This is a genomic window from Streptomyces sp. NPDC048295 (assembly GCF_040652135.1).
GTDB lineage: Bacteria > Actinomycetota > Actinomycetes > Streptomycetales > Streptomycetaceae > Streptomyces.
In genome coordinates this window covers 202400-214731 of sequence record NZ_JBEZLL010000003.1, presented here as the reverse complement: position 1 = coordinate 214731, position 12332 = coordinate 202400, and the positions used below count along the sequence as shown (strand labels likewise).

Genomic DNA, 12332 nt, shown 5'->3' with positions numbered 1-12332 from the left:
TGATCAGACCGCCCTCATCAGCAGGGTCGCGGCGATGAGAACCGCCGTACCGCCGAACATCGAGACCGCGTAGGTGCGGGCGTAGCCGTTCTGCAGCTTGCGCAGCCGGCCGGAGAGCCCGCCCATCGTGGCCGCCGTGCCGTTGACGACTCCGTCGACCAGGGTGTGGTCGACGTACACCAGGGAGCGGGTGAGGTGCTCGCCGCCTCGGACCAGGACCACATGGTTGAAGTCGTCCTGGAGGAGGTCGCGGCGGGCGGCCCGGGTGAGCAGCGAGCCGCGCGGGGCGACGACCGGTACGGGCTTGCGTCCGTACATCGCCCAGGCGATGGCGACGCCGATGACGAGCACCACCATGGTGGCGGCGGTGACCGTCGTGGCGCTGACCGGCGCGTGTCCGTGGCTGTGGCCGGTGACCGGCTCCAGCCAGTTCAGGAAGCGGTCACCGATGGAGAAGAAGCCTCCGGCGAAGACCGAACCGAACGCGAGGACGATCATGGGGATGGTCATCGACTTCGGCGACTCGTGCGGATGCGGCTCATGGCCCTCCGCGTCGGGCTGCCAGCGCTTCTCGCCGAAGAACGTCAGCAGCATCACGCGCGTCATGTAGAAGGCGGTGATCGCGGCGCCCAGCAGGGCCACCGAGCCGAGGATCCAGCCCTCGGTGCCGCCCTTGGCGAAGGCCGCCTCGATGATCTTGTCCTTGGAGAAGAAGCCGGACAGACCGGGGAAGCCGATGATCGCCAGATAGCCGAGGCCGAAGGTGATGAAGGTGACCGGCATGTACTTCCGCAGGCCTCCGAACTTCCGCATGTCGACCTCGTCGTTCATGCCGTGCATGACCGAACCGGCGCCGAGGAAGAGCCCGGCCTTGAAGAAGCCGTGCGTCACCAGGTGCATGATCGCGAAGACATAGCCGATCGGGCCGAGCCCGGCGGCCAGGATCATGTAGCCGATCTGCGACATCGTCGACCCGGCGAGGGCCTTCTTGATGTCGTCCTTCGCGCAACCGACGATCGCACCGAAGAGCAGGGTGACCGCTCCGACCACCACGACGACCAGCTGCGCGTCCGGCGCGGCGTTGAAGATCGCGCCGGACCTGACGATGAGGTACACACCCGCGGTCACCATGGTCGCGGCGTGGATGAGGGCCGAGACCGGGGTCGGGCCCTCCATCGCGTCACCGAGCCAGGACTGCAGCGGCACCTGGGCCGACTTGCCGCAGGCCGCGAGCAGCAGCATCAGGCCGATCGCCGTCAGCTTGCCCTCGCTCGTCTCCCCCGTGGCTCCGAGGACCGGGCCGAAGGCGAAGGTGCCGAAGGTGGTGAACATCAGCATGATCGCGATCGACAGGCCCATGTCGCCGACCCGGTTGACCAGGAACGCCTTCTTGGCGGCCGTGGCCGCGCTGGGCTTGTGCTGCCAGAAACCGATGAGCAGGTACGACGCCAGACCGACGCCCTCCCACCCGACGTACAGCAGCAGGTAGTTGTCGGCGATGACCAGGATCAGCATCGCCGCGAGGAACAGGTTCAGATAGCCGAAGAAGCGGCGCCGGCGCTCGTCGTGCTCCATGTAGCCGATCGAGTAGATGTGGATCAGGGTGCCCACACCGGTGATCAGCAGCACGAACGTCATCGACAACTGGTCGAGCTGGAAGGCCACATCGGCCTGGAAGCCCTCGACCGGGATCCAGCTGAACAGCTTCTGGTGCAGTGCCCGGTCCTCCGCGCCCTTCCCCAGCATGTCGAGGAAGAGCACCACACCGATGACGAACGACGCGGCGGCGAGCAGGGTGCCGAGCCAGTGCCCGGCCCGGTCCAGCCGCCGGCCGCCGCAGAGCAGGACCGCCGCTCCGAGCAGAGGCGCCGCGACGAGCAGCGCGATCAGGTTCTCCACGATTCAACGTCCCCTTACAGCTTCATCAGGCTGGCGTCGTCGACCGAGGCCGAGTGGCGGGAACGGAACACCGACACGATGATCGCGAGCCCGACCACGACCTCGGCGGCGGCGACGACCATCGTGAAGAAGGCGATGATCTGGCCGTCGAGATTGCCGTGCATCCGGGAGAAGGTCACGAACGCGAGGTTGCAGGCGTTGAGCATCAGCTCCACGCACATGAACACCACGATCGCGTTCCGCCGGATCAGCACCCCGGCCGCGCCGATGGTGAACAACAGGGCTGCGAGATAGAGGTAGTAGACCGGGTTCACTTGGCGACCTCCTCTTCTTCGTTGTCACGGCCTAGCCGCTCCTCGGAGCGCTGCTCCAGCGCCCTGAGCTGTTCCAGGGACTCGTCCGACACATCGCGGATCTGGCCGCGCTTGCGCAGCGTCTGCATGACGGTGAGCTCGGAGGGCGTACCGTCCGGGAGCAGGCCCGGGATGTCCACGGCGTTGTGCCGGGCGTATACACCGGGGGCGGGCAGCGGCGGCAGCTGCTTCCCGCGTACGCGCTCCTCGGACATCTCCCGCTGGGTCCTGGCCCGTTCGGTGCGCTCCCGGTGGGTGAGCACCATCGCACCGACCGTCGCCGTGATCAGCAGGGCGCCGGTGATCTCGAAGGCGAAGACGTACTTGGTGAAGATGAGGCTGGCCAGCCCCTCGACGTTCCCGCCGTGCTCGGTGTTGGCGGTGCCGAGTCCGTTGAAGCTGTTCAGCGAGGCGTTGCCGATGCCGGCGATGAGCAGGACGCCGAAGCCGAGCCCGCAGCCGGCGGCCAGCCAGCGCTGCCCCTTCAGGGTCTCCTTCAGCGAGTCGGCCGCGGTGACACCGACGAGCATGACCACGAAGAGGAACAACATCATGATCGCGCCGGTGTAGACGACGATCTGGACGATGCCGAGGAAGTAGGCCCCGTTGGCGAGGTAGAACACCGCGAGGACGATCATGGTCCCGGCGAGGCTCAGCGCACTGTGCACGGCCTTCTTCATCAGTACGGTGGACAGTGCGCCGATGACGGCGACGATCCCGAGCACCCAGAACTGGACGGCCTCACCGGTCGAGGTCTGGGAGGCCGCGGCGGCCAGGGCGGTCATGCGCCCACCTCCTGCGCCGAGCCGTTGTTCCCGCGGTGCGCGTCGTCCGGCTTCTCGCCCTTGGAGACGGCGGTCTGACGCTCCGTACCGGGTGCGGCCTCGGTGACCAGACCCCGGTAGTAGTCCTGTTCGTCCATCCCCGGGAAGATCGCGTGCGGGGTGTCGACCATGCCCTCCTCCAGGCCCGCGAGCAGCTCGTCCTTGGTGTAGATGAGGCTCTCGCGGGTGGTGTTGGCGAGCTCGAACTCATTGGTCATCGTCAGCGCCCGGGTCGGGCAGGCCTCGATGCACAGTCCGCAGAGAATGCAGCGCGCGTAGTTGATCTGGTAGACGCGGCCGTAGCGCTCACCCGGGGAGTAGCGCTCCTCGTCGGTGTTGTCCGCGCCCTCGACGTAGATCGCGTCCGCCGGGCAGGCCCAGGCGCACAGCTCGCAGCCGACGCACTTCTCCAGCCCGTCCGGATGACGGTTGAGCTGGTGCCGGCCGTGGAAGCGCGGCGCCGTCACCTTCGGCGTCTCCGGATACTGCTCGGTCAGCCGCTTCTTGAACATGGCCTTGAAGGTCACGCCGAAGCCGGCGACGGGGTTCTGGAACTTCTCCTCCGAGGATCCCGGGGACCCCGAGGACTCCGATGACTCAGACACCGTCGGCCTCCTTTCCGTCACTCGCGTGCTCGTCACTCTGAGTATCCGACCCGCCACTGACAACGAGCTCCCGCTCGCCCCGCGGCCTGCGGCGCGGCACCGGCGGGAGGGTCTGTCCGGGCAGCGGCGGCACCGGGAACCCTCCCGCCATCGGGTCGAACTCCGGCTCCGGTCCGGCCTCCGCCTCGGCGGCCCGGCCCTTCTTGTCGCGGAAGATGTCGGCGACGAAGGAGATCAGCAGGATCGCGATCACGGCCCCGGCCACGTACAGCACGATCTTCGTGAAGTCGTAGCCCTCGTTGCGCAGCGCCCGCACCGTCGCGACCAGCATCAGCCAGACCACGGAGACCGGGATCAGTACCTTCCAGCCGAGCTTCATCAGCTGGTCGTAGCGGACCCGGGGCAGCGTGCCGCGCAGCCAGATGAAGAAGAACAGCAGCAGCTGGACCTTGATGACGAACCAGAGCATCGGCCACCAGCCGTGGTTCGCGCCCTCCCAGAAGGTGCTGATCGGCCACGGGGCCCGCCAGCCGCCCAGGAACAGGGTCGTGGAGACCGCGGAGACGGTGACCATGTTGACGTACTCGGCCAGCATGAACATCGCGAACTTGATCGACGAGTACTCGGTGTTGAAGCCGCCGACCAGGTCGCCCTCGGACTCCGGCATGTCGAACGGTGCGCGGTTGGTCTCGCCGACCATCGTGACGATGTAGATGATGAAGGAGACCGGCAGCAGGATGATGAACCAGCGGTCCTGCTGCGCCTCCACGATCTTCGAGGTCGACATCGACCCGGAGTAGAGGAAGACCGAGGCGAACGCGGCGCCCATCGCGATCTCGTAGCTGATCATCTGCGCGCAGGAGCGCAGACCGCCGAGGAGCGGGTACGTCGATCCGGACGACCAGCCGGCCAGCACGATGCCGTAGATCCCGACCGAGGCCACCGCGAGGATGTACAGCATCGCGATCGGCAGGTCGGTGAGCTGCATCGAGGTGCGGTGCCCGAAGATCGAGACCTCGTTGCCGGACGGGCCGAACGGGATCACCGCGATCGCCATGAACGCCGGGATGGCGGCGACGATCGGGGCGAGCACGTAGACGACCTTGTCGGCCCGCCTGACGATGACGTCTTCCTTCAGCATCAGCTTGATGCCGTCGGCGAGGGACTGGAGCATGCCCCAGGGGCCGTGCCGGTTGGGGCCGATGCGCAGCTGCATCCAGGCGACGACCTTGCGCTCCCACACGATGGAGAAGAGCACGGTCACCATCAGGAACGCGAAGCAGAACACCGCCTTGATGACGACGAGCCACCACGGGTCGGTGCCGAACATCGACAGGTCCTCGGCGGCGAGCACGGCGCTGTGCGGTGCCGCGGCCAGTTGAGCGAAGGCACTCACGCCCCCACCTCCGGTGTGACGTCGGAAGTACCCGGTGCGGCGGGGCCGATCCGGACCGGACCGCCGGGCCGGGCGCCGGTGTCGGCCGGGACGCCCCGCCCGACGGAGTTCAGCGGCACCCAGACCACCCGGTCCGGCATGTCGGTGACCTTCAACGGGAATGCGACGCTGCCCGCCGGGCCGGTGACGGCGAGCAGATCGCCGTCCTTCACGCCCGTCTCGGCCGCGGTGGCCGCGGACAGCCGGGCGACCGCCGCGTGCCGGGTGCCGGCCAGCGCCTCGTCGCCCTCCTGGAGCCGGCCCAGGTCGAGCAGCATCCGGTGGCCCGCGAGGATGGCCTCGCCGTCGCCGGGCCTGGGCAGCGGCTGCGCCGGCTCGTTCGGTTCGGTGGCGCGCGCCCCGCTCCAGCCGCCGAGCCGGTCCAGCTCACGGCGTACGGACTTCAGGTCCGGCAGCGCGAAGCGACCGGGGTCCCCGGCGCCGGCGGTGCGGGCCATCGCGTCGGCCAGCATGTGCAGCACCCGGGCATCGCCCGGCGCGAGCGTGCGCGTCATCTGCTCGGGCTTCAGCGCCGCCTCGAACATCCGCGCCCTGCCCTCCCAGTTGAGGAAGGTGCCGGACTTCTCGGCCACCGCGGCGACCGGGAAGACCACGTCGGCGCGCTCGGTGACCTCGCTCGGCCGCAGCTCCAGCGAGACCAGGAAGCCGACCTGGTCCAGGGCCTCCAGGGCTCGCGCCGGGTCCGGCAGGTCCACGGCCTCGACCCCGGCGACGACCAGCGCGCCCAGCTCGCCGGTGGCCGCGGCCTCGACGATCTGGCCGGTGTCGCGGCCGAAGCGGGAGGGGAGTTCGGCGACGCCCCAGACGGCCGCCACCTCGTCCCTGGCCCGCGGGTCGGTCGCCGGGCGGCCGCCGGGCAGCAGTGACGGGATCGCGCCCGCCTCCACCGCGCCGCGCTCGCCGGCCCGGCGCGGGATCCACACCAGCGCGGCCCCGGTCGCGGTCGCCGTGCGTACCGCGGCGGTGAGCCCGCCCGGCACCGCGGCCAGCCGCTCGCCGACCACGATGACGGCGCCCTCGCTCCGCAGCGCCTCGGCCGCCGTGGCTCCGTCGCCGTCGAGCCCGACACCGCCCGCGATCGCGTCCAGCCACTCGGTCTCGGTGCCGGGGGCGGCGGGAAGCAGCGTGCCGCCCGCCTTCTCCAGGCCGCGGGTGGCGTGCGAGGCGACGGCGAAGGTGCGCTGTCCGTGCTTGCGGTTGGCCTTGCGCAGCCGCAGGAAGACGCCGGGTGCCTCCTCCTCCGACTCGAACCCGACGAGCAGCACCGTCGGGGCCTTCTCCAGCGAGGTGTACGTGACCCCCGCGCCGTCCAGGTCCCGGCCGCGCCCGGCGACGCGGGCGGCCAGGAAGTCGGCCTCCTCGCCGCTGTGGGCCCGGGCCCGGAAGTCGATGTCGTTGGTGTCCAGCGCGACCCGGGCGAACTTGCTGTACGCGTAGGCGTCCTCGACGGTCAGCCGGCCGCCGGTGAGCACGCCGGTCCGGCCGCGCGCGGCGGAGAGGCCTGCGGCCGCGGCGGCCAGCGCCTCGGGCCAGCTCGCCGGTTCCAGGACGCCGTCCGCGTTGCGCACCAGCGGGGTGGTGAGCCGGTCCCTCTGCTGCGCGTAGCGGAAGCCGAAGCGGCCCTTGTCGCAGACCCACTCCTCGTTGACCTCGGGGTCGTTGGCGGCGAGCCGCCGCATGACCTTGCCGCGCCGGTGGTCGGTGCGGGTCGCGCAGCCGCCCGCGCAGTGCTCGCAGACCGACGGCGAGGACACCAGGTCGAAGGGGCGGGAGCGGAATCGGTACGCCGCCGAGGTCAGCGCCCCGACCGGGCAGATCTGGATGGTGTTCCCGGAGAAGTACGACTCGAACGGGTCGCCCTCTCCCGTACCGACCTGTTGGAGCGCGCCGCGCTCGATCAGCTCGATCATCGGGTCGCCCGCCACCTGGTTGGAGAACCGGGTGCAGCGCGCGCAGAGCACGCACCGCTCACGGTCCAGCAGCACCTGGGTGGAGATCGGGACGGGCTTCTCGTACGTGCGCTTCTTGCCGTCGAAGCGGGAGTCCGCGTCGCCGTGCGACATCGCCTGGTTCTGCAGCGGGCACTCGCCGCCCTTGTCGCAGACCGGGCAGTCCAGCGGGTGGTTGATGAGCAGCAGCTCCATCACACCCTTCTGGGCCTTCTCGGCGACCGGCGAGGTGAGCTGCGACTTCACCACCATGCCGTCGGTGCAGGTGATGGTGCAGGACGCCATCGGCTTGCGCTGGCCCTCGACCTCGACGATGCACTGGCGGCAGGCGCCGGCCGGGTCGAGGAGCGGGTGGTCGCAGAAGCGCGGGATCTCGATGCCGAGGAGTTCGGCGGCCCGGATGACCAGGGTGCCCTTGGGCACGCTGATCTCGATGCCGTCGATGGTCAGCGTGACCAGGTCCTCGGGCGGGATGGCCGCCTCGCCGCCCCCGGAGGGCGCACTCGTGGTGACTGTCATGCGTTCACCCCCTGGTGAGCGTTCTTGTCGTCGGCCCAGACGGTCGACCTGGCGGGATCGAAGGGGCAGCCCTTGCCCGTGATGTGCTGCTCGTACTCCTCGCGGAAGTACTTCAGCGAGGAGAAGATCGGCGAGGCGGCGCCGTCGCCGAGGGCGCAGAAGGACTTGCCGTTGATGTTGTCGGCGATGTCGTTCAGCTTGTCGAGGTCGGACATCTGTCCCTTGCCGGCCTCGATGTCGCGGAGCAACTGGACCAGCCAGTAGGTGCCTTCGCGGCAGGGCGTGCACTTGCCGCAGGACTCGTGGGCGTAGAACTCGGTCCAGCGGGTGACGGCCCGCACGACGCAGGTCGTCTCGTCGAAGCACTGGAGCGCCTTGGTGCCGAGCATGGATCCGGCGGCGCCGACGCCCTCGTAGTCGAGCGGTACGTCGAGGTGCTCGTCGGTGAACATCGGGGTCGACGAGCCGCCCGGGGTCCAGAACTTCAGCCGGTGGCCGGGGCGCATGCCGCCGCTCATGTCGAGCAGTTGGCGCAGCGTGATGCCGAGCGGCGCCTCGTACTGGCCGGGGCCCGCGACGTGCCCGCTGAGCGAGTACAGCGTGAAGCCGGGGGACTTCTCGCTGCCCATCGACTTGAACCAGTCCTTGCCCCGGTTCAGGATCGCGGGAACCGAGGCGATGGACTCGACGTTGTTCACCACAGTGGGGCAGGCGTACAGACCGGCGACCGCGGGGAAGGGGGGTCGCAGCCGGGGCTGGCCACGCCGTCCTTCGAGAGAGTCGAGCAGCGCGGTTTCCTCACCACAGATGTACGCGCCGGCACCGGCGTGCACCGTGAGTTCCAGATCGAGCCCTGAGCCCAGGATGTCCGTCCCCAGATAACCCGCCTCGTACGCCTCTCGTACGGCCTCGTGCAGACGTCGCAGCACGGGGACGACCTCACCGCGCAAGTAGATGAACGCGTGCGACGAACGGATCGCGTAACAGGCGATCACGATGCCCTCGATGAGGCTGTGCGGATTGGCGAACAGGAGCGGGATGTCCTTGCAGGTGCCCGGTTCCGATTCGTCGGCGTTGACAACCAGATAGTGCGGTTTGCCGTCTCCCTGGGGGATGAACTGCCACTTCATCCCGGTGGGGAAGCCGGCGCCGCCGCGGCCGCGCAGACCGGAGTCCTTGACGTACGCGATGAGGTCGTCCGGCGCCATGGCGAGGGCCTTGCGCAGTCCCTCGTATCCCTCGTGGCGCCGGTAGGTCTCCAGGGTCCAGGACTCCGGCTGGTCCCAGAAGGCGGAGAGGACGGGGGCGAGCAGTTTCTCGGGGCTGTCCCCGTTGCCGCCTCCGTTGTCGTTGATCTCGGTCGTCAACGTCATCACTCCCCCTCCTCGGCATGCGGGCGTTCGCCGCGCGGGGCGACGACGCGCGGGTGCGTCTCCTCGCCCTTGGCGAGGCGGAGGCCGATCAGCGAGGCGGGGCCCGCGCCGCCGGAGGCCTCGACGGCGCCGGGGCGCTCGTCGGGGAAGCCGGCCAGGATCCGGGCGGTCTCCTTGTACGAGCAGAGCGGGGCGCCGCGGGTGGGTTCGACGGTGCGCCCGGCGATCAGGTCGTCGACCATGCGGGTCGCGCTCTCGGGCGTCTGGTTGTCGAAGAACTCCCAGTTGACCATCACCACGGGGGCGAAGTCGCAGGCCGCGTTGCACTCGATGTGTTCGAGGGTGATCTTCCCGTCCTCGGTGGTCTCGTCGTTGCCGACGCCGAGGTGCTCCTTGAGCCGGTCGAAGATGGCGTCGCCGCCCATCACCGCGCACAGCGTGTTGGTGCAGACACCGACCTGGTAGTCGCCGCCGGCCCTGCGCCGGTACATCGTGTAGAAGGTGGCGACCGCGGTGACCTCGGCGGTGGTGAGGCCGAGGAGCTCGGCGCAGAACGCCATGCCCGTACGGGAGACGTAGCCCTCCTCGGACTGCACCAGGTGCAGCAGCGGCAGCAGGGCGGAGCGGCTGTCGGGGTAGCGGGCGATCACCTCCTTCGCGTCCGCTTCGAGCCTGGCGCGCACCTCGGCCGGGTAGGCGGGGGCGGGGAGCTGCGGCATCCCCAGACTGACTTCCTGACGTGCTTCGGTCACCGGTCGACGCCTCCCATCACGGGGTCGATGGACGCGACGGCGACGATGACGTCGGCGACCTGGCCGCCCTCGCACATCGCCGCCATGGCCTGAAGGTTGGTGAAGGACGGGTCGCGGAAGTGGACCCGGTAGGGGCGGGTGCCGCCGTCCGAGACGACATGCACGCCGAGTTCGCCCTTGGGCGACTCGACCGCGGTGTACACCTGTCCGGCCGGGACCCGGAAGCCCTCGGTCACCAGCTTGAAGTGGTGGATCAGGGCCTCCATGGAGGTGCCCATGATCTTCTTGATGTGGTCGAGCGAGTTGCCGAGGCCGTCGGGGCCGAGCGCGAGCTGGGCGGGCCAGGCGATCTTCTTGTCGGCGACCATCACCGGGCCGGGCGCGAGCCGGTCGATGCACTGCTCGACGATCCGCAGCGACTGGCGCATCTCCTCCAGGCGGACGAGGAAGCGGCCGTAGGCGTCGCAGCTGTCGGCGGTGGGGACGTCGAACTCGTAGTTCTCGTACCCGCAGTACGGGTCGGTCTTGCGCAGGTCGTGCGGGAGTCCGGCGGAGCGCAGGATCGGGCCGGTGGCGCCGAGGGCCATGCAGCCGGTCAGGTCGAGATAGCCGACGTCCTGCATGCGGGCCTTGAAGATGGGGTTGCCGGTGGCGAGCTTGTCGTACTCCGGCAGGTTCTTCTTCATGGTCTTCACGAACTCGCGCAGCTGGTCGATCGCGCCGGGCGGCAGGTCCTGGGCGAGTCCGCCGGGTCGGATGAACGCGTGGTTCATGCGCAGGCCGGTGATCAGCTCGAAGAGGTCGAGAACGAGTTCACGATCACGGAAGCCGTAGATCATGATCGTGGTGGCGCCGAGCTCCATGCCGCCGGTGGCGATGCACACCAGGTGCGAGGAGATCCGGTTGAGCTCCATCAGGAGCACGCGCAGGATGGTGGCCCGGTCGGGGATCTGGTCCTCGATGCCGAGGAGCTTCTCGACGCCGAGGCAGTACGCCGCCTCGTTGAAGAAGGGCGTCAGGTAGTCCATGCGCGTGACGAAGGTGGTGCCCTGCGTCCAGTTCCGGAATTCGAGGTTCTTCTCGATGCCGGTGTGGAGGTAGCCGATGCCGCAGCGGGCCTCGGTGACGGTCTCGCCGTCGATCTCCAGGATCAGCCGCAGAACACCGTGCGTGGACGGGTGCTGGGGGCCCATGTTGACAATGATGCGCTCGTCGTCGGACTTGACCGCGGACTCGACGACCTCGTCCCAGTCACCGCCGGTGACTGTATATACAGTCCCCTCGGTGGTCGCCCGGGGCGTTGCGTGGGGAGTAGACATCAGGAGTACGACCTCCGCTGGTCCGGAGCCGGGATCTGGGCGCCCTTGTACTCGACGGCGATGCCGCCGAGCGGGTAGTCCTTGCGCTGCGGGAAGCCCTGCCAGTCGTCCGGCATCATGATCCGGGTGAGGGCGGGGTGCCCGTCGAAGACGAGCCCGAAGAAGTCGTAGGCCTCGCGCTCGTGCCAGTCGTTGGTCGGGTAGACCTCGACGAGGGACGGGATGTGCGGATCGCTGTCCGGGACCGACACCTCCAGGCGGATCAGCCGTCCGTGCGTGAGCGAGCGCAGGTGGTAGACGGCGTGCAGCTCGCGGCCCTTGTCGCCGAGGAAGTGGACGCCGCTCACCCCCGTGCAGAGCTCGAAGCGCAGCGCCGGGTCGTCGCGCAGGGTCCGTGCGACCCGGACGAGGTGCTCGCGGGCGATGTGGAAGGTGAGCTCGCCGCGGTCGACGACGGTCTTCTCGATGGCGTTCCCGGGAAGCAGGTCCTGCTCCTCCAGAGCCCCTTCGAGCTCGTCGGCGACCTCGTCGAACCAGCCGCCGTACGGACGGGACGTGGCGCCCGGCAGGGTCACGGTGCGGACGAGGCCGCCGTAGCCGGAGGTGTCACCGCCGTTGTCGGCGCCGAACATTCCCTTGCGTACGCCGATGACCTCGCCGGTGTCCGCGCGCGGGGCGGGCACCCCGTTGTTGTTGCCCTGTTCGTCGTGGTTGTCGTTCCCGCTCATCGCAGCAGCCCCTTCATCTCGATCAGGGGCAGTGCCTTGAGCGCCGCGTCCTCCGCCTCGCGGGCGGCCTCCTCCGCGTTGACCCCGAGCTTGGAGCCCTGGATCTTCTGGTGGAGCTTGAGGATCGCGTCCATCAGCATCTCGGGCCGCGGCGGACAGCCGGGCAAATAGATGTCAACGGGAACAATATGATCAACACCTTGAACAATGGCGTAATTGTTGAACATTCCGCCCGATGATGCGCAAACTCCCATGGAGATGACCCACTTGGGGTTGGGCATCTGGTCGTAGACCTGCCGCAGGACGGGAGCCATCTTCTGGCTGACCCGTCCTGCCACGATCATCAGATCCGCCTGCCGCGGCGATCCGCGGAAGACCTCCATCCCGAAACGGGCCAGGTCGTAACGCCCGGCCCCGGTCGTCATCATCTCGATGGCGCAACAGGCGAGGCCGAAGGTGGCCGGGAAGACGGAGGACTTCCGTACCCAGCCGGCGGCCTGCTCGACAGTGGTCAGCACGAAGCCGCTGGGCAGCTTCTCTTCGAGTCCCATGGTG

At 69.0% G+C, this 12332-nt stretch carries 11 protein-coding genes; all 11 read right to left on the bottom strand.

Annotated elements, in window-relative coordinates:
* Positions 1-3: 3 nt before the first annotated feature.
* Genes nuoL through AB0D53_RS05470 form a run of 11 tightly spaced genes read right to left on the bottom strand, consistent with a single transcriptional unit; the run spans position 4 to position 12328 of the window.
* The gene (gene nuoL, locus AB0D53_RS05520; protein WP_362440516.1) at positions 4-1899 is read right to left on the bottom strand and encodes an NADH-quinone oxidoreductase subunit L; all 1896 of its coding nucleotides are present in this window, start codon (positions 1897-1899) and stop codon (positions 4-6) included.
* Between the two features lie 14 nt (positions 1900-1913).
* A complete protein-coding gene (gene nuoK / locus AB0D53_RS05515; RefSeq protein ID WP_072485616.1) occupies positions 1914-2213 on the bottom strand; it encodes an NADH-quinone oxidoreductase subunit NuoK in 300 nt (99 codons plus the stop codon).
* Positions 2210-3037 (bottom strand): NADH-quinone oxidoreductase subunit J, encoded by an 828-nt coding sequence (locus AB0D53_RS05510; protein ID WP_362440512.1) that lies wholly within the window; start codon positions 3035-3037, stop codon positions 2210-2212. Before AB0D53_RS05510 ends, nuoK begins: the two co-directional genes overlap by 4 nt.
* Positions 3034-3681 carry an NADH-quinone oxidoreductase subunit NuoI gene (nuoI, locus tag AB0D53_RS05505; protein ID WP_362440509.1) on the bottom strand — a complete coding sequence of 216 codons (648 nt, stop codon included), beginning with the start codon at positions 3679-3681 and terminating at the stop codon, positions 3034-3036. Before nuoI ends, AB0D53_RS05510 begins: the two co-directional genes overlap by 4 nt.
* Entirely contained in the window at positions 3674-5077 is a 1404-nt protein-coding gene (gene nuoH / locus AB0D53_RS05500; RefSeq protein WP_362440506.1) for an NADH-quinone oxidoreductase subunit NuoH, read from the bottom strand. Before nuoH ends, nuoI begins: the two co-directional genes overlap by 8 nt.
* Positions 5074-7605: an NADH-quinone oxidoreductase subunit G gene (locus AB0D53_RS05495; protein ID WP_362440502.1), complete on the bottom strand. Its 2532-nt coding sequence runs from the start codon at positions 7603-7605 to the stop codon at positions 5074-5076. Before AB0D53_RS05495 ends, nuoH begins: the two co-directional genes overlap by 4 nt.
* Positions 7602-8978 carry an NADH-quinone oxidoreductase subunit NuoF gene (gene nuoF, locus AB0D53_RS05490; RefSeq protein WP_362440499.1) on the bottom strand — a complete coding sequence of 459 codons (1377 nt, stop codon included), beginning with the start codon at positions 8976-8978 and terminating at the stop codon, positions 7602-7604. Before nuoF ends, AB0D53_RS05495 begins: the two co-directional genes overlap by 4 nt.
* Positions 8978-9697 (bottom strand): NADH-quinone oxidoreductase subunit NuoE, encoded by a 720-nt coding sequence (gene nuoE, locus AB0D53_RS05485; protein ID WP_362441017.1) that lies wholly within the window; start codon positions 9695-9697, stop codon positions 8978-8980. Before nuoE ends, nuoF begins: the two co-directional genes overlap by 1 nt.
* A 29-nt stretch (positions 9698-9726) precedes the next feature.
* Positions 9727-11049, bottom strand: a complete 1323-nt coding sequence (locus tag AB0D53_RS05480; RefSeq protein WP_362440496.1) for an NADH-quinone oxidoreductase subunit D — start codon at positions 11047-11049, stop codon at positions 9727-9729.
* Positions 11049-11777: an NADH-quinone oxidoreductase subunit C gene (locus AB0D53_RS05475; protein WP_362440493.1), complete on the bottom strand. Its 729-nt coding sequence runs from the start codon at positions 11775-11777 to the stop codon at positions 11049-11051. The genes AB0D53_RS05480 and AB0D53_RS05475 overlap by 1 nt, the downstream gene beginning before the upstream one ends.
* Positions 11774-12328: an NADH-quinone oxidoreductase subunit B gene (locus AB0D53_RS05470; RefSeq protein ID WP_030926341.1), complete on the bottom strand. Its 555-nt coding sequence runs from the start codon at positions 12326-12328 to the stop codon at positions 11774-11776. The genes AB0D53_RS05475 and AB0D53_RS05470 overlap by 4 nt, the downstream gene beginning before the upstream one ends.
* Between the last annotated feature and the right edge of the window lie 4 nt (positions 12329-12332).